This window comes from Thauera aminoaromatica, from assembly GCF_000021765.1.
Lineage (GTDB): Bacteria > Pseudomonadota > Gammaproteobacteria > Burkholderiales > Rhodocyclaceae > Thauera > Thauera aminoaromatica.
Map to the genome: position 1 here is coordinate 2,416,193 of NC_011662.2, position 16,582 is coordinate 2,432,774.

Annotated in this window: 19 protein-coding genes; 13 read left to right on the forward strand and 6 right to left on the reverse strand. The window is 66.7% G+C overall.

Translation table 11 applies throughout. From position 1 onward, the window contains the following. Window positions 1–76: 76 nt before the first annotated feature. Window positions 77–835, reverse strand: a complete 759-nt coding sequence (locus TMZ1T_RS10585; protein ID WP_261788891.1) for a hypothetical protein — start codon at window positions 833–835, stop codon at window positions 77–79. Here TMZ1T_RS10585 and TMZ1T_RS10590 point away from each other — a divergent pair. Beyond that, a complete protein-coding gene (locus tag TMZ1T_RS10590) occupies window positions 797–1,909 on the forward strand; it encodes a hypothetical protein (RefSeq protein ID WP_012585397.1) in 1,113 nt (370 codons plus the stop codon). The genes TMZ1T_RS10585 and TMZ1T_RS10590 overlap by 39 nt on opposite strands. A 33-nt stretch (window positions 1,910–1,942) precedes the next feature. After that, entirely contained in the window at window positions 1,943–2,527 is a 585-nt protein-coding gene (locus TMZ1T_RS10595; protein ID WP_004310869.1) for a hypothetical protein, read from the forward strand. A gap of 165 nt (window positions 2,528–2,692) precedes the next feature. Here TMZ1T_RS10595 and TMZ1T_RS10600 read toward each other — a convergent pair whose 3' ends face one another. From TMZ1T_RS10600 to TMZ1T_RS10610, 3 genes are all read right to left on the reverse strand, one after another. Next, window positions 2,693–3,784 (reverse strand): carotenoid 1,2-hydratase, encoded by a 1,092-nt coding sequence (locus TMZ1T_RS10600; protein WP_041589846.1) that lies wholly within the window; start codon window positions 3,782–3,784, stop codon window positions 2,693–2,695. 106 nt (window positions 3,785–3,890) lie between these two features. After that, a complete protein-coding gene (locus TMZ1T_RS10605; protein ID WP_012585399.1) occupies window positions 3,891–5,117 on the reverse strand; it encodes an ABC transporter permease in 1,227 nt (408 codons plus the stop codon). Window positions 5,118–5,170: 53 nt separating this feature from the next. Further along, window positions 5,171–8,137 carry a Tn3-like element ISPa38 family transposase gene (locus TMZ1T_RS10610; protein ID WP_003100881.1) on the reverse strand — a complete coding sequence of 989 codons (2,967 nt, stop codon included), beginning with the start codon at window positions 8,135–8,137 and terminating at the stop codon, window positions 5,171–5,173. A gap of 59 nt (window positions 8,138–8,196) precedes the next feature. Here TMZ1T_RS10610 and TMZ1T_RS10615 point away from each other — a divergent pair, with 59 nt between their 5' ends. The 9 genes from TMZ1T_RS10615 to TMZ1T_RS10650 all read left to right on the forward strand — a co-directional run bounded on the left by TMZ1T_RS10615 (window position 8,197) and on the right by TMZ1T_RS10650 (window position 12,616). Next, entirely contained in the window at window positions 8,197–8,496 is a 300-nt protein-coding gene (locus TMZ1T_RS10615) for a type II toxin-antitoxin system YafQ family toxin (RefSeq protein WP_196240184.1), read from the forward strand. A gap of 126 nt (window positions 8,497–8,622) precedes the next feature. Next, window positions 8,623–9,198 carry a recombinase family protein gene (locus TMZ1T_RS10620; protein WP_001173919.1) on the forward strand — a complete coding sequence of 192 codons (576 nt, stop codon included), beginning with the start codon at window positions 8,623–8,625 and terminating at the stop codon, window positions 9,196–9,198. A gap of 177 nt (window positions 9,199–9,375) precedes the next feature. After that, complete coding sequence (locus TMZ1T_RS10625) at window positions 9,376–9,642, forward strand: nucleotidyltransferase family protein (protein ID WP_016487057.1); 267 nt, start codon at window positions 9,376–9,378, stop codon at window positions 9,640–9,642. Further along, window positions 9,639–10,025, forward strand: coding sequence for a HepT-like ribonuclease domain-containing protein (locus TMZ1T_RS10630; RefSeq protein WP_003100872.1), 387 nt, complete (start codon window positions 9,639–9,641; stop codon window positions 10,023–10,025). The genes TMZ1T_RS10625 and TMZ1T_RS10630 overlap by 4 nt, the downstream gene beginning before the upstream one ends. A 15-nt stretch (window positions 10,026–10,040) precedes the next feature. Continuing rightward, entirely contained in the window at window positions 10,041–10,619 is a 579-nt protein-coding gene (locus TMZ1T_RS21835; RefSeq protein WP_455431904.1) for a cupin domain-containing protein, read from the forward strand. A 254-nt stretch (window positions 10,620–10,873) separates the two neighbouring features. Then, on the forward strand, window positions 10,874–11,200 hold the full coding sequence (locus TMZ1T_RS10635) for a hypothetical protein (protein WP_003100858.1): 327 nt from the start codon (window positions 10,874–10,876) through the stop codon (window positions 11,198–11,200). Further along, window positions 11,197–11,697, forward strand: coding sequence for a hypothetical protein (locus TMZ1T_RS10640; RefSeq protein ID WP_003100856.1), 501 nt, complete (start codon window positions 11,197–11,199; stop codon window positions 11,695–11,697). The genes TMZ1T_RS10635 and TMZ1T_RS10640 overlap by 4 nt, the downstream gene beginning before the upstream one ends. Beyond that, complete coding sequence (locus tag TMZ1T_RS10645; protein WP_003100853.1) at window positions 11,694–12,065, forward strand: hypothetical protein; 372 nt, start codon at window positions 11,694–11,696, stop codon at window positions 12,063–12,065. The genes TMZ1T_RS10640 and TMZ1T_RS10645 overlap by 4 nt, the downstream gene beginning before the upstream one ends. Then, window positions 12,059–12,616: a recombinase family protein gene (locus TMZ1T_RS10650; RefSeq protein ID WP_003100847.1), complete on the forward strand. Its 558-nt coding sequence runs from the start codon at window positions 12,059–12,061 to the stop codon at window positions 12,614–12,616. Before TMZ1T_RS10645 ends, TMZ1T_RS10650 begins: the two co-directional genes overlap by 7 nt. A 6-nt stretch (window positions 12,617–12,622) precedes the next feature. On the opposite strand, the gene TMZ1T_RS10655 is transcribed toward TMZ1T_RS10650, so the two are convergent. Continuing rightward, window positions 12,623–13,960 (reverse strand): ABC transporter permease, encoded by a 1,338-nt coding sequence (locus TMZ1T_RS10655; protein WP_012585401.1) that lies wholly within the window; start codon window positions 13,958–13,960, stop codon window positions 12,623–12,625. After that, window positions 13,957–14,634 carry an ABC transporter ATP-binding protein gene (locus tag TMZ1T_RS10660; protein ID WP_012585402.1) on the reverse strand — a complete coding sequence of 226 codons (678 nt, stop codon included), beginning with the start codon at window positions 14,632–14,634 and terminating at the stop codon, window positions 13,957–13,959. Before TMZ1T_RS10660 ends, TMZ1T_RS10655 begins: the two co-directional genes overlap by 4 nt. A gap of 267 nt (window positions 14,635–14,901) precedes the next feature. Here TMZ1T_RS10660 and hpnC point away from each other — a divergent pair, with 267 nt between their 5' ends. Together hpnC and hpnD are read left to right on the forward strand one after the other, a co-directional pair. Further along, window positions 14,902–15,750: a squalene synthase HpnC gene (gene hpnC / locus TMZ1T_RS10665; protein WP_012585403.1), complete on the forward strand. Its 849-nt coding sequence runs from the start codon at window positions 14,902–14,904 to the stop codon at window positions 15,748–15,750. Further along, the gene (gene hpnD / locus TMZ1T_RS10670; protein WP_004301450.1) at window positions 15,747–16,580 is read left to right on the forward strand and encodes a presqualene diphosphate synthase HpnD; all 834 of its coding nucleotides are present in this window, start codon (window positions 15,747–15,749) and stop codon (window positions 16,578–16,580) included. Before hpnC ends, hpnD begins: the two co-directional genes overlap by 4 nt. Window positions 16,581–16,582: the final 2 nt, after the last annotated feature.

Consider the following 16,582-nt stretch of genomic DNA (forward strand, 5'->3'; position numbering starts at 1 on the left):
GCAATGGCCGACGAGGAAGGACGCCACTCCGGATCACAGGTTTTGAGTCTCGCTGCACCGCTGCGTCCTTGGGCAATCACTGCGGCGATCGAGCGATGCCCGCCGCGACAAGGGCCGAGAGATCCGGCTCGCAGAAGTTCTCAGGCGTGGCATCGAGTTCGGAAAGGCTGCGGGGAAAGGCGAAAAGGCAGGCATCGCTCGACGCGTATCCCATGAGTCGGGCGGTGTTCTTGGCGATCAGCTTGAACGCGCGTTGCGCGGTGCGGTCGGGGTCGCGATCCACGCGCCCACGGTCGGTGAGTTGCTGCAGCCTTGCAAGCGAAACGATCGAAAGGTGAAACGGCGTACTCGTGTCTCCCGCACTGGCGGCAAAGTTGAAACGCGCCGGTTTCAATTGCATGTCGTCGGCGATCACGACGACGCGAACGACCGTTCCATCCCCTCGCCAGTCGATGCTGCCGATCAATGCATCGAGGAGCGGACGCGCATCCATGAGCCCGAGCGTTGGCCGAAAAGGCGCGAGATCCATCTTGGTCGGGATCGTCACGATCGGTGGTGCAAGGCTGCCTTGCAGGCGCGCGACCAGTTTCGGAACAAAGCGTTGGTCGGCGATCTCCTCGTGGATGTGAAGGGCTACCGCCGTCGGACGCAAGTTCCGGCCGGCAGCATGGTCGTTGGCCTGGCTGTGGCCGGTAGCCAGAAACGACAGCAACATGCCCATCACAAGTCGGTTGTACCTTGTGGGCTTGAAGTTCTTCGGCATAATCCAGGGCAGCTCCTGATCGGCGGGAAACGCATGCAGCATAGCTACAGTTTCGACCTCGTGCTCGGCCACCTCCGCCTTCTGCAGCAGGGCTCGGACCTGACGAGCGATGCGCGTTGGGCGGCCGACGAGAGCCCTGAAGCATGCGCGACCCTGTCCACGCGTGCGCGTGAAACCGTCGAACGATTGAAGAAGGCGTTTCCCGATCTGCAGCCATTGCCGGTGGAGGCAGAAGAAGTACCGGATCTGCTCGGCCGCGTTCAGGACCCGGAGGTTTCCATCCGGCGCCTGCATCGCTTCGTACGCCTGGTCGGCACCTGGGAGTGCGGGAGCGTCCTGATCGGCACCTACGACAACTCGATCGAGGTGAGCCTCGCCGTCGACGCCGAGCGCTTGAACAGCGGCAACCTGAATGAATCCCTTGCACGCTTGCTGACCTGCCTTGAATCCGCGACGCACTTCAACTTCCTGGACCAGGAGGGGCGTCGAACGCTCGAGCCGGTGTCCGCCGCTGCCTTGCTGCTCGAGCGGCACCACAAGGGCCGCTTGGCGCTGCAACGCGCAACGCGCCGATCGCGGCGGCTGCAAGCCCTCGCAGCACCTAGCGCCATCCTGATGACGATAGTGGTCGCGACCCTCGCGTTCCTGATCGTTCGAGGCGCCGTCGAGCACGGCAGCCTCGTGCTGCGCACCGATTGGGCCAGAGACGCGGTCTTCGTCACGACCGCCCTGACACCACCCGCATCGGGCTTCAGCCTGTCACCCGGCTACACGCTCGAGGGCCACATCCTGGAGACGGGCGAGCGCGCTCGTCTTGCGGTGTCGCGGGATGTGTATATCCGTGCGGCGCCCGGTGCCCGCCACACTGTCCTGCGCACCAACGATCCCGCCACGCCCTGGGTGTTGAGGGCGACGTTCAACCCCGGCGAGGCTGTCTTACGGGTCGGAGATGGCGGCGTCGCCTGGTTCGCGCTCGTCGCGCTGCTGCCCGTCGCCCTGTGGGGCGTGCTCGTGTTCTATCCGTGGGTGCGGGTCCGGGGTGAAGGTCGAGCGCTGATGAAGGAGCAGATGAGCAGGAACCTGCTGTCGATTACCAAACTGACACTGCTGCTGGGCGTCGTGGCGCTGATCAAGCGGCTTGCCTGACGGCGCAAGACAACCCATGAACCGGAGGACTCCGTGGAAATCAACCAGAAGAAGCGTTCCAACCGATTGAAGTTCACGTTCAACGACGACAGCTTCAACTATGCGTACAAGGACCGCAGCGGCTCCGGCGACATCGACGTGCAGTACGCCGGCTTCCCGACGAAGGCCTCGGTCTCGATCGAGCGGAACGAATGGCTGCGCAATGCCGGACTGATCTGGTGCGTCATCGGTGTGCTGCAATTGGGGCACGCGATGGTCACCGGCGACTCGCTTCAGGGGCGAGGCTTCTGGCTTCTCATCGGGGTGATCTGCCTTGTCTGGTACCGCTGGGCAACCGTCAAGTATTCGGTTTTCCGCTCGCAAGCGGGTAACGTCCTCGTGATTCAGGACCGCGAGCATGATCGGATCGTCGATGAAATCAACCGCCGGCGAAAGGACCAGCTCCTTGCTCTCTATGGCGAACTGGACATGCGCAACACGCTCGAGGACGAGATCGCAAAGTTCTCTTGGCTGCATGAGCAGGACGTCTTGTCCAAGGACGAACTGGAAGGACGCCTTGCACAGGCGCGCGCGGCCTTTCAGGCGCCAGGGCCGGCAGCATCCAGCCAGCTTCATTGACGGCTGCGCTGGCGAAACGGGCGCGATGAGGTGTTGCCGGCACCGGGCTCGCGTGGCTGGTCCGGCGGGCGTTGGCGTTCTACGCGTCAGACGGAATTTCGCTCTGCCGCGAGCTCCCGTGCAACGGGGTCAGGTGGAGAGGGAACGGATGGCCCTTCATGGTTTCTACATGCGCAAGCGCTCGGCGTAGCCGGTCATCTCCAGGTAGCCGCGCCCGAGCTCGGGGCCCTCCCCGGCACCCCCCCCCGCCTCGTGCAGGCGCACCGCGCCCTCCCAATAGATCGCCCCGGTGGAGGCGCGGCTGTCGAGCTCCTGGTCGTCCATCAGCGGCCGCAGCCGGTAGCGCCGTTCGCCCACCGTGACCGCCCACTCCACCGGGTACTCGATTCCGGTGCGCGGCGAGCGCCAGCGGCGCAGCGGTTCGAAGCGCACCTCCGTGGGCGGGTGGATGCGGACGCTGCCATCGCGCGTGCTCGTGGTCGCGGCCGCCCAGAGCGCGCGGCCCTCGTGGTCGCGCATGCGGAAGGCCATCAGGCCGCCGCCGTCGCCGAGGTTGATGCCGATCCAGTCCCAGCCGCGCGCGCCCTCGGGCAGGATCTCGCTCGACCACTCGTGATCCAGCCAGGCATGGCCGCTCACCGCCACCGGCTCGCCATCCAGGCGCAGCGAGCCGCTCACCGCGAGCTGCGGGCGGCTGTAGTAGTAGCTGGCATTGAGCGGATCGGGCGCCTTCTGGCTGTAGCCATCGCGCCCGTTCGGCACTGGCGCGCGGTCCGGGGTGAATTCGAGCTCGAAACCGAAGTCCTCCGCCTCGATGCGGCTGCGGTAGCCGGCCGCCGGGCTCTCTCCTCCTTCGAGGAACCAGTCATCCACCCGTACCGCGGTACGCCCTTCCAGCGCCTCGACCAGTCCGGGATAGGCGCGTCCCGAGCGCTCGGCGTGGCGCAGCCTGCCGGTCGCCGGGTCGGCCACCGCGGCATGCGCGAGCACCAACTGGCGTGGCGCGAAGCGGCTCGGGTTGTCCTCGCCGATGCGCGTGCGCACGCGGAAGAAGGTGAGCTGGAACCCGCGCTCCACCCCCGCCGCATCGCGCAACCAGCCGGTGATGTACCACCACTCGGTGCGATAGGCCGGATGCGCGCCGAAATCCTGCGGAAACACCAGCGCCTTGCCCGGCACGACCGGCGGGTAGGGCGGTCCGGAATCCTGCGCCTGCGCTGCCCCACCGCACACCAGCATCAGCGCTCCCAGGAGCAGCACGCGCAGCCGGACAAGCCGCCTCTCCAGCGCCACAAGCGCAACGCCCGCCGCGAGCCTGCCCGCCCCCACCGCTCCTGACTCCTGACTCCTCACGCCTCACCCCCTACCAATCCGCCTTCACCGCCAGCACCGCCGACCGCCGCATCGCGTGCCTTCCGGCGAGCCGGGCCACCAGCGCCGCCAGCAGCACCAGGCAGACGGCGAAGATCGCCAGCCCGCTCCACGGCACGGCCAGCTCCATGCTCCAGTGGAAGCTCTGCCGGTTGATGATCTCGATCAGCACCCAGGCGATCGCCGCGCCGCCGGCGAGTCCGGCGATCACGCCCAGCCCTGCGGTCAGCGCGCCCTCGGTGGCGATCAGGCGACCGATCTCGGCGCGCGTGAAGCCGAGATGGCGCAGCATGCCGAACTCGCCCTGGCGGGTGGCGGCGAGCGCGGCGAAGGTGGTGGCGATGCCGAACAGGCCGATCACCACCGCGACCGCCTCCATCAGGTAGGTGATCAGGAAGGTACGATCGAATATCTGCAGGCTGAGCGCGCGGATCTCGCCCGGCAGCGCGATGGTGATGTGCTCGGCGCCGAAGCGCTCGCGCAGCGCCTGCGCCACCGCTGACGGAGTGGCACCCGGCTCGAGCAGTAGCGCGGCGTCGTTTACCCGGTCGTCGCCGGTGAGGGCGACGTAGTCGCGGCGCTCGATCAGCGCGGCGCCGTGCTGGCGGGCGTAGTCGCGCCACACCCCGGCGACGCGGAAGGCCTGCATCCGGCCTCCCAGCGGCAGCTCGAAGCGGCTGCCGCGCGCCAGATCGTGGCGGTCGGCAGCCGCCTCCGACACCCAGGCCGGAGGCAGGCCTTCCGCGTCCCCGGCCACCGGCTCCATCGATCCGCTCACCAGCGGCAGCCCCCGGTTGCCCTGCGTCGCGCGCGCCAGCACGCTGAACAGCGGCTCGGTGTCCGAAACGCGCAGGTTCACGAGCCGCGTCGTCTCTACTCGCGCCACGCCGGGCGTGGCCGCGATCGCCACGAGCGCAGGCGGATCGAGGTAGCCGCTGCCACTCGCCGCCGAGGCACGCACGTACAGGTCTGCCGGCAAGACCTGGGCGAGCCACTCATCCACCGAGACGCGGAAGGAATTCACCATGATCGCCATCGACACCGCGAGCGCGACGCTGGCGATCACCCCTGCCCCCGCCACCACCGCCTGCCCCGGCGCCGCCGCCAGGCGCGCGTGCGCCAGCCGCCAGATCGCGCTGCGCCCGCGCGCGAGCAAGGGCAGCACGAGGCGCGCGAGCACCGGCAGCGCCAGGATGGCCGCCGCGAGCACGAACACCACCGCCGCATAGCCGCCTAGCGGGGGTCGTCTCAGAAAACGGAAAATAAAGCACGCTAAGCCGGTTGCAGCGGCCGTAGCGGCCTGAACTTGCCCGCGCCGATCTTGGCGCTGCTGCGCCAGAGGTAATCGCCGGTCAGGTTGATGTGCTCCCAGCCGAGCGGCGACAGGTACTGCAACAGGCCGTCATCGACGGCTTGACCGTGGCCACGCAAGGCGTTCGCGGCCCGCTCCAGATAGACCGTGTTCCATAGCACGATGGCCGCCGTCACCAGGTTGAGGCCGCTGGCCCGGTAGCGCTGCTGCTCGAAGCTGCGGTCGCGGATTTCCCCCAGGCGGTTGAAGAACACGGCGCGGGCCAGCGCGTTGCGCGCCTCGCCTTTGTTCAGCCCGGCATGCACGCGGCGGCGCAGCTCGACGCTTTGCAGCCAGTCCAGGATGAACAGTGTGCGCTCGATGCGTCCCAGCTCACGCAGGGCGACGGCCAGGCCGTTCTGGCGCGGGTAGCTGCCAAGCTTCCTGAGCATCAGCGAGGCCGTCGCCGTGCCCTGCTTGATCGAGGTGGCCATCCGCAGGATTTCATCCCAATGGGCGCGGACGTGCTTGATGTTGAGCGTGCCGCCGATCATCGGTTTCAACGCCTCGTAGGTGGCATCGCCCTTCGGGATGTAGAGCTTGGTGTCGCCCAGGTCACGAATGCGCGGGGCGAAGCGGAAGCCCAGCAGGTGCATCAACGCGAAGACGTGGTCCGTGAACCCTGCCGTGTCGGTGTAGTGCTCCTCGATCCGCAGGTCGGATTCGTGATACAGCAGGCCGTCGAGCACGTAGGTCGAGTCGCGCACGCCGACGTTCACGACCTTGGTGTGGAACGGCGCGTACTGGTCGGAGATATGGGTGTAGAACGTCCGCCCTGGGCTGCTGCCGTATTTCGGATTGATGTGGCCGGTGCTCTCGGCCTTGCTGCCGGTGCGGAAGTTCTGGCCGTCCGACGATGACGTGGTGCCGTCGCCCCAATGCTCGGCGAAGGGATGTCGGAACTGCGCGTTGACCAGCTCGGCCAGTGCCGCCCCGTAGGTTTCGTCGCGGATGTGCCAGGCTTGCAGCCAGGCCAGCTTGGCGTAGGTCGTGCCGGGGCACGATTCCGCCATCTTGGTCAGGCCCAGGTTGATCGCGTCGGCGAGGATCGTGGTCAGCAACAGGTTTTTGTCCTTGGCCAGGTCGCCTGACTTCAGGTGGGCGAAGTGCCGGGTGAAGCCCGTCCATTCGTCTACCTCCAGCAGCAATTCGGTGATCTTGACGTGCGGTAGGATCATCGCCGTCTGGTCGATCAGGGCCTGTGCGGTATCGGGCACCGCCGCATCGAGCGGCGTGATCTTCAGGCCCGACTCCGTGATGATGGCGTCCGGCAGCTCGTTGGCCAGCGCCATGCGGTTGACGGTGGCGAGCTGCGTTTCCAGCAGCGTCAGCCGGTCATGCAGGTACTGGTCGCAATCGGTGGCCACGGCCAGCGGCAATTCGCTGGCCTGCTTGAGGCTGGCGAATTTCGCGGGCGGCACCAGGTAGTCCTCGAAGTCCTTGAACTGGCGCGAGCCTTGCACCCAGATGTCGCCGGAGCGCAGCGCGTTCTTCAGCTCCGACAGCGCGCACAGTTCGTAGTAGCGCCGGTCGATGCCGGTGTCGGTCATCACCAGCTTCTGCCAGCGCGGCTTGATGAACTCGGTCGGCGCGTCGGTGGGCACCTTGCGGGCGTTGTCGCTGTTCATGCTGCGCAGCACCTCGATGGCGTCGAGTACGTCCTTGGCGGCGGGCGCGGCCCGCAACTTGAGCACGTCGAGAAATTCCGGCGCGTAGCGGCGCAGCGTGGCGTAGCTCTCGCCGATGCGGTGCAGGAAATCGAAGTCCTCGGGTTGCGCGAGCCGCTGCGCTTCGGTGACGCTCTCGGCGAAAGCATCCCAGGACATGACGGCCTCGATGGCGGCGAACGGATCGCGGCCCGCTTGCTTGGCCTCGATCAGCGCCTGGCCGATGCGCCCGAACAGCCGCACCTTGGCATTGATCGCCTTGCCGGATGCCTGGAACTGCTGCTGATGCTTGTTCTTGGCGGCATTGAACAGCTTGCCCAGGATGCGGTCATGCAGGTCGATGATTTCGTCGGTGACGGTGGCCATGCCCTCGATGGCGAGCGCCACCAGGGTCGCGTAACGCCGCTGCGGCTCGAACTTCGCCAGGTCGGCGGGCGTCATCTGGCCGCCCTCGCGGGCGATCTTGAGCAGCCGGTTCTGGTGAACCAGCCGCTCGATGCCGGAGGGCAGGTCGAGCGCCTGCCACGCCTTGAGGCGTTCGATGTGTTCCAGCATGTGCCGCGAGTTCGGTTTGACCGGGGATTGCCGCAGCCAGGCCAGCCACGTCGTCTTGCCGTTGTCGCGGCGCTTGAGCAGATCGTCGAGGCGACGGCGATGCACGTCCGTCAGCGGCTCAGCCAAGGCGTCGTAGAGACGCCGGTTGGCGCGGGTAATCGCTTCGGCGCTCGCCCGCTCGACGGCGTTGAGGGCGGGCACAATGACCGACTGCCGCCGCAGGTGCTCGATCAAGGCTCTGGCCAGCACGATGCCCTTGTCGGTTTGCATGGCCAGCTCGGTCAGCAACTGGACAGCCTGCCGGTAGTGGCCAATCGTGAACGGCTGGAAGCCGAACACCGTTTGCAGCTCGACCAGGTGCTCGCGTCGGGTCTGCTCACGCTGCCCGTACTCGTCCCAGCTTTCGATGCCGACCTTGAGCTGGTTGGCGACCAGTCTCAGCAATGGCGGGAACGGTGGCTCATCAGCGCCAAGGATGACGCCGGGAAAGCGCAGGTAGCAGAGCTGCACCGCGAAGCCCAGCCGATTGGCCGGGCCGCGCCGCTGCCGGATGATGGAGAGGTCGCTTTCGCTGAACGTGTAGTGACGGATCAACTCATCCTTGGTGTCCGGCAACGCCAGCAGGCTTTCGCGCTCGGCGGCGGAGAGGATCGAACGGCGGGGCATGCGGTTTCCTTCTTCTTGAAAACGTAGGTTTGTGACAAGCCCGCCAAGGCAACCGGCGCGTGTCATTTTCAGAAGACGACTGCACCAGACAACGCGGTTTGAAGGCTGTTGTGCAGTCGTCTATTGAACGAACAGTATCAGGAGTCCGCTGCACGAATGATGACCTCAAGCCGGTTCTGGTCGCGCTGGCGACCGATCAGCCCCTGGATGTGCGATACCGCGACCACGATCTTTCCGGCGATTGGGCGGGCTACCGCGAATGCCACATCAAGCCCGACCTGCTGCTGATCTACCGCAAGTCCGACGCCGACACCCTGCGACTGGCGCGGCTTGGCTCCCATAGCGAGCTGTTCGGCTGATGCCAGTCGCCTTGTCCGCCAAACGATCATTAGGCGGCCAAACCGGACGCCTGTCCGAAAACATCTTGCGCAACGGGATGACGGACAATAAGATAGGCGGACGGTATAACGGACAAATTGGCGGAAATGGCACTCATCGGCTATGCGCGGGTATCGACGGCGGAACAGGACACCGCCTTGCAGACGGATGCGCTGCGCAATGCAGGCTGCGAACGGGTTTTCGAGGACACGGCATCCGGGGCCAAGGCAGACCGGCCCGGCTTGGCCGATGCGCTGGCTTATCTGCGCGATGGCGATGTGCTGGTCGTCTGGCGGCTGGATCGGCTTGGCCGCTCCCTGCCGCACCTGATTGAGACGGTCGGCAAGCTGGAAGCACGGGGCGTCGGCTTCCGCTCGTTGACTGAAAACATCGACACCACCACGCCGGGCGGACGGCTCATCTTCCATGTGTTCGGTGCGCTGGGCCAGTTCGAGCGCGACCTGATCCGCGAGCGCACCAAGGCCGGGTTGACCGCTGCCGCCGCACGCGGGCGCAAAGGCGGACGCAAGCCGGTTGTCACTGCCGACAAGTTGCAACGAGCGCGGGAGCTTGTCGCCAACGGCTTGAATGTCCGCGAGGCCGCCGCACGCCTCAAGGTAGGAAAAACCGCTCTCTACGCTGCCTTGCAGGCGGCCAGTTCTGGCAGTGCAGCCGACTCCTGATATTTCGTGCAGTCGCCTTCTGAAAACGACATGACTACATCAAGACAACAGCGCGGCACGGGAATCAAGGCATTGCGATTCTCGAAAATAGTTCTTGAAATTCTATTCTTGATTGCATATCATCTCAACGAGTTTCGATAAGAAAGGATGCGCATGCGACCGTCTGTTGTGCTTGACATGAAGCGAAGCGCAGTGCGTGAAGCGGTAGGCCGCTTTCGCGCCGCGAACCCGCGCGTCTTCGGCTCGGTGCTGCATGGCACCGACCGGGATGGCAGCGACCTCGACCTGTTGGTCGATGCGCTGCCCGGTGCCACGTTGTTGGACTTGGGCGATTTGGAAGAAGAACTGAAATCGCTGCTCGGCGTTGACGTCGATCTGCTGACTCCCGGCGACCTGCCGCCGAAGTTCCGGGCCAAGGTGCTCGCGGAGGCGCAACCGATATGAGCGAGAACCGCCTGCCCGATTACCTCGACCACATTCAGCAGGCCGCAACCGATGCGCGCAGCTTCGTGGAAGGGATGGCCAAGGACGACTTCTTGGCCGACAAGCGCACCCAGCAGGCCGTCATCATGAGCCTGATCGTCATCGGCGAGGCGGCCACAAAGGTGATGGATGGCTACGTCGAGTTCACCCAGGCGCATGCCGACGTGCCGTGGCGCAGCATGCGCAATATGCGTAATCGCATGGCTCACGGCTATTTCGACATCAACCTCGATGTGGTGTGGGAGACGGTACAGGAATGGCTGCCGGCGTTGCTCCAGCAATTGCCCGCCGTGCGTCAGGATGCCGACGATGAAGACCGTAACGACAAAGGCATGGAGCCATGACCAATCAAGCCGCCGATGTTCGGCCCCTCTGGCGTGTTCGATCCCGCGACCTATGAGCCGCGCTCGGGCAAGACCTTCTGGATGGCCGCAACGGACGTGAGTTCGCTGGTGGGGCAAGGAGGCAGCAGCCGACACGCTCATCGGCAACTGCACGACCGCACGACCAGCCTCCCGTTCAAATTCGAGTTAGAACTCATATCCAGCCTGTCTGGGGGCACTGTGAAAGAGGGATCTCCGATGACTGTTGAATCGAGAATATTTTCTGTAGCCGAGTATGTTCAGCCGTCCGAAGGCGAGCCTATTCGTTCCGTTGTGCTTGAAACCCGAGACTCAATTATCGTGGTTTGGCATGTCCATCCCGGGCAGGAAATTGCGGCTCACATTCATCCTCACGGCCAAGACACGTGGACTGTTTTGTCGGGAATGGCTGATTACTTTCAGGGCAATGGGATTGTTCGTGCCCTCAGGGAAGGTGAGATAGCCGTGGCAAGACCGGGCCAAGTGCACGGGGCGCGAAATACAGGTACCGAGCCATTTGTGTTCGTCTCGGTTGTGGCATCAGCCAATGCCGGTTTCGTATTGGCTGAGCGATAGAGCCCAATCTCTGGAGTTGGTCCAATGAGCGGTCGGGGAGATAGGTAACAGACATGCAGCGGACACGGCTGCTAAACCAGGTCGCAAACCTCCTTGCGTCGCAGCGTGCCGCAAGCGACGCGATCAATCGAATGGGGTCGGCATGAGACTGAACACCATCCAGTTCCCGACCGCGTAGCCGCCTGTCCTGCCGATCAGGTCTTGACCATCGACGCCTGGGATCAGTCCTGAATGTTCTTGGAGACCACTACGTTATGAGCCGCAGCCGCCGCAAAACACCCATCGTCGGGCACACGACCTGCGGCAGCGAGCGCGAGGACAAGAAGCTCTGGCATCAGCGCTGGCGCACCCGTGAGCGCACGGCGCTGACCAGCGCGTCGCCCGAAGCCCTGAGCGCCCATCTGCCCCTGCTGGAAAACCAGGCCAGCAGCGTCTGGTCGATGGGCAAGGATGGCCGCTCCTACTGGCCCGTCAAGCGCCAGGCCGCCACGGCGGATCGCATCGCCAATCACAAGGGACGCAACCCGCAAGAACGCGCCTCCCTGAAAAAGCGCCTGCTGCGCAAGTGGATGAGCAAATGAAGCTCTCCTTCCATCAGCACATTGCGCTGTTCTGGATGATCGGTGCTCCGGGCGTCTTCGCGCCCGTGATCGAGAACGCCAAGCGGCCCGATGCCGGCGCCGTCATGGCGTGGGGTGTCGCGATCGTGGCGGTGATGATCCTCTTCACCCCTTTGCTGCTGCGCTGTCCACCATTCCGGCGCTGGTATGGCCGGACGGATGCGCTGTCGGAGCGGCAGCGCCAGGCGCTTGCCGAGCGCGGCCTGCGCCGCTACTACCAGACCGCTTTCGATGACGGCTACGTGCCCCGCGTGATGCCCTACGTGTGGCGCATCATCTGGACGGTCGGCGGGTTGATGGCTGTGACCGCCGTACTGCCTACCAACACCGGACGGCCAGCCTTCGATGCCTTGGTGGTCTTCTCGACCTGGTATCCGATAGGCGTGATGCTGCTGGTTTTCGCGTCGAGGCCCCTTGGCCGGTTGATTCGCCAAAGAGCACAGGAGCGGCGGAAATGAGCACGTCAACCATCGAGGCGCTGGCCAGCGCCTGGGCAAGGATTGCCGAGGAAGCGGAATTCCCCGCTGACTACGAGGGGACTGCCACACCACAAGCGCATCGGGCTAGCGAAGCTATTCAGGAGCAGATTCGGGAGCGCATCGTCGCCACCAACGACATGCGGCTGTTCAGCCTGCTGCACCTGCTGGGTCAGGCGTCGCTGCGCATGGAGCAAGCGCTGTGGCCGGAGGATTACGAGCGGATGACGCGCGAGGTTGAGGAAGCCCTGCGGCAAGCCACCGACGCCAACGCCAGATCGTACACCCACGAAGAAGTGATGCAGGCGATGCAGGAACGCATCGACCGGGCGCGAGACAAGCCATGTTGATTGGCTATGCGCGCGTCTCGACGCAGGATCAGAACCTGGAGCTGCAACGCGAAGCCTTGAGCAAGGCCGGATGTAAAAAGGTCTTCGAGGACAAGGTGAGTGGCACGCGGGCAGACCGGCCTGGCTTGGCCAAGACGCTCGAAATGCTGCGCGAAGGCGATACTTTGGTCGTCTGGAAGCTCGACCGGCTGGGCCGGTCGGTCAAGCAACTGGTCGATCTGGTCGGCGATCTGCACAAGCACGGTGTCCAGTTCAGGAGCCTCACCGACTCCATCGACACCGGCACACCATCCGGGCGGTTCTTCTTCCACGTCATGGCGAGCCTTGCCGAAATGGAGCGCGAGCTGACCGTCGAGCGCACCCGCGCCGGGCTGGAAGTCGCCAAGCAGCTCGGCCGCAAAGGCGGCCGCAAGCCGAAGATGACCGACAGCAAGATCGAGTCGGCCAAGAAGCTGCTGGCCAGCGGGGTGCCGCCCAAGGACGTGGCCAAGAACCTCGGCGTGTCCATTCCGACGCTGTACCGCTGGGTGCCAGCCTCCACGCACGCTTAGCGTGCTTTATTTTCCGTTTTCTGAGACGACCCCTAGCGGGATGCCGCCGAACGGCGGCAGCAGGCAGGCCAGCGCAGCGAGCACCAGCATCGCCGCCCCCAGTCGCCCGCGACCGTCGCCTCGCGGCAGGCCGGCGCGCTCGCCCTCCCCCGCGCGCAAGGCACGCGCTGGCGCCACCGCGGCTGCTGCACGCGCCGGCAGCCAGGTGCCGGCGACACCGGCGGCCACGCCCAGCAGCAGGTAAGCCAGGCCCGCCGCGGGGTCGAACGCGAGCTGTGGCGCCACGCCGCGGAAGAAGCCCGCGCCGAGGTCGCCCCCCACCAGGCGGAAGGCGCCCGCCGCGAGGGCGTGGCCGAGCACGACCCCGAGCAGCCCGCCGACCACGCCCACCGTTGCGCCCTCGGCAAGCAGACCGCGCATCAGCTCGGCGCGCACCAGACCGAGCGCGCGCAGCAGCGCGAACTCGCGCCGCCGCCGCGCCACCGACAGCAGCTGCGTGGAGAACACGAGGAAGCCGCCGGTCAGCAGCGCGATCGCCGCCAGCATGGTCAGGTTCACCCGGTATGCGCGCGACAGCGAGCCGAGCTCGCCCGCTGCCGCCTCGGGTGTGCGCAAGGCGATCCCCGGTGGCAGCAGGGCGGACAAGGCCGCCTGCGCCGCCGCCGGGGAAACGCTCTCGGCCAGGCGCAGGTCGATCCGGCTCAACACGCCGATGCGTGCGAAGGCCTGCTGCGCTGCGCCGAGGTCCATGACGCCGAGCACGCCGCCTGCGCCAGGCACCCGCCCACCCGCCTCGAGCACCAGGCTGCGCACGCCCGACTGCACCGCGATGCGGGCGTCGACGAGCGCCGGCGGCAGCACCTCGCCTTCCATGGAGCGCCCCGGCGCGGAAAGGCGCTGCCGGGCGTCGTCGCTCAGGAACACCACGCCGGGACGCAGTGCCGCGAAGCGCAGGTCCCCGCCGCCCTCTGCCAGCGGCATCAGCCCGGGCTGCACGCGCAGCACCCGGAAGAGGTCCACGCCGAGAATGCGCAGGCTCTCCTCGCGCCCGGGCAGGCGCGCCTCGATCTCCAGCACCGGACTCGCCGCCGCCACTTCGGGCCGGCGCGCCAGGGTGGCGAACAAGGCCTCGTCGAACCCGTCGCGCGGCCCCACCACCTGCAGGTCGGCCTTGCCCGCCACCGCGCGCATGCCGCGGCCGAACTCGTCGAGCGCGGCACCGTGGATCAGATGCACCGCCAGCCCCAGCGCCACGCCGAGCGCGATCGCCAGCAGCGACAGGGCGCTCGCCAGGCGGCGGCGCAGCAGGCTGGCCAGGAAGATGCGTCGAAGAGGCACGCTCACGGATGCCCCGTGACGTCATGCAGCCCGTCGGCTCGAAGTTCCAGCACGCGGTCGGCGCGCGCCGCCGCGCTGCGCGAGTGCGTGACCATGACGCCGGCGGCGCGGCTGTCGCGGATCTGGCCGAGCAGCAGGTCGAGTACCTCGCTCGCTCGCCCCGGGTCGAGGTTGCCGGTGGGCTCGTCCGCCAGCACCAGGTGAGGCCGATGTACCAGCGCGCGCGCGATCGCCACGCGCTGCAGCTCACCCCCGGACAGTTGCTGCGGCGGATCCGGCGCGCGCGCGCCCAGCCCGACGCGGCCGAGCATCTCTTGTGCGCGGCGCGCGGCCTCGGCCTCCGCGATGCCGAGCAGCCACAAGGGGAGCGCCACGTTCTGCAGCAGGTTCAGGTGGGGCAGGATGTGGAAAGCCTGGAACACGAAACCGAAGTGACTACGGCGCAGGCGCGCCATGGCGTCGTCGTCGAGGCGCTCGATGGGTGTTTCGCCGACCCGGATCGTGCCGCCGTCGATCGGTTCCAGGCCGGCGATGCAGTTGAGCAGGGTCGACTTGCCCGAGCCCGACTCGCCGACGATCGCCACGCACTCCCCTGCCTTGACCCGCAGCGCAAGGCGCTCGAACAGCACGCGCGCGGGGGCGCCGGGCAGGATGCGGGTGACGTCGTCGAGCTGCAGCATCGGAAGGCCTCGTGGCACGGGGCTGGAGAGCGGAATGATGGACGCCATTGTGTCATTGCCCTGCGCAAAAGGTTCGCGGCTTGCGCCGCTCCTGCATGCGCTTCCCGGTGCGATGCCTCCGGTAGGAGCGCCGCAAGGCGCGAATGCGGCGGTGGAGATTGCGAAGCCCCCATTGGCGAACCGCCGTGTTCGCGGCTTGCGCCGCTTCTCCACGGGGCGTGCGGATATACTGCGGCACCCTGCGGATCCCGCCGCTCCTTTGCCCCGATGCCGGTCGAGCACTACGAGAACTTCCCTGTCGCCTCACTGCTGTTGCCGGCCCGCCTGCGCGAGCCGGTGGAGGCGATCTACGCCTTCGCGCGCGGGGCCGACGACGTCGCCGACGAGGGCGACGCGCCCGCGGTGGCGCGGTTGGCGCGCCTGCACGACTACCAGCTCGGGCTCCAGGCCTGCGCGCAGGGCCGGCCGGTGGCCGACGCGACGCTGGCGCCGATGTTCGCCCGCCTCGGCCGTGCGATACATACCCATGCGCTGCCGCTGCAGCCTTTCCGCGACCTGCTCGACGCCTTCATGCAGGACGTCGGCAAGACGCGCTACGCCGACTTCGCAGAGCTGCGCGACTACTGCCGGCGCTCGGCCGACCCGGTGGGGCGCCTGATGCTGCATCTGTATGGCGCGGCGGACGCGGAGAACCTGCGCCGCTCGGACGCGATCTGCACCGCCCTGCAGCTGATCAACTTCTGGCAGGACGTCGCGGTCGACTGGGAAAAGCGGCGCATCTACCTGCCGCTCGACGATCTCGCCCGCTTTGGCCTCGACGAGCCCGCGCTCGACGCGCTCGCCCGCGGCGAACGCAGCCCGGGCGAGGACTGGCGCGCGCTGATGGCCTTCGAGGTGCGGCGTGCTCGCACGATGATGCTCGACGGCGCCCCGCTCGCCCGTACCCTGCGCGGGCGCGTCGGCTGGGAGTTGCGACTGGTCGTGCTGGGCGGGCTGCGCATTCTCGAAGGGATCGAGGCGGTCGGCTACGATGTCTTCCACCACCGCCCCGCGCTTGGTCGCGGCGACTGGGCGCGCCTGGGCTGGCGCGCGCTGAATTACGGAAAACTCGGATGAATCCACACGACTACTGCCAGGACAAGGCCGCCAAGAGCGGCTCGAGCTTCTACTACAGCTTCATGTTCCTGCCCGCCGAGCGCCGCCAGGCGATCACCGCCCTGTACGCTTTCTGCCGCGAGGTGGACGACGTGGTCGACGAATGCCACGACCTCTCGCTCGCGCAGACCAAGCTCGAGTGGTGGCGCCAGGAGGTCGGGCGCATCTACGGCGGCCTGCCCACCCACCCTGTCGGACATGCGCTCAAGGACGTGCTGAAGGGCTTCCGCCTGCCGCAGGAGCAGCTGCTCGAGATCATCGACGGCATGGCGATGGACCTGTCGCAGACGCGCTACCTCGACTTCAAGGGCCTGCAGCTCTACTGCTACCGCGTCGCCAGCGTCGTCGGCCTGCTCGCTGCCGAGATCTTCGGCTACCAGGACCGCCAGACGCTCAAGTATGCGCACGACCTCGGGCTGGCCTTCCAGCTCACCAACATCATCCGCGACGTCGGCGAGGACGCCCGCCGCGGGCGCATCTACCTGCCGATCGAGGACCTGCAGCGCTTCAACGTGCCCGCCAAGGATCTCCTCGAGGCGCGCTACTCCGACGCCTTCCGCGAGCTCATGGCCTTCCAGGCCGAGCGCGCGGAGAAGTTCTACGACCAGGCCTTCGCCCAGTTGCCCGCGATCGACCGCAAGGCGCAGCGCCCCGGCCTGGTGATGGCGGCGATCTACCGCACCCTGCTGCGCGAAATCGCGCGCGACGGTTTCCTGGTGCTCGACCGCCGCACCTCCCTGACCCCGCTGCGCAAGGTGTGGCTCGCGGGCACGACCTGGTTCCGCGCATGAGC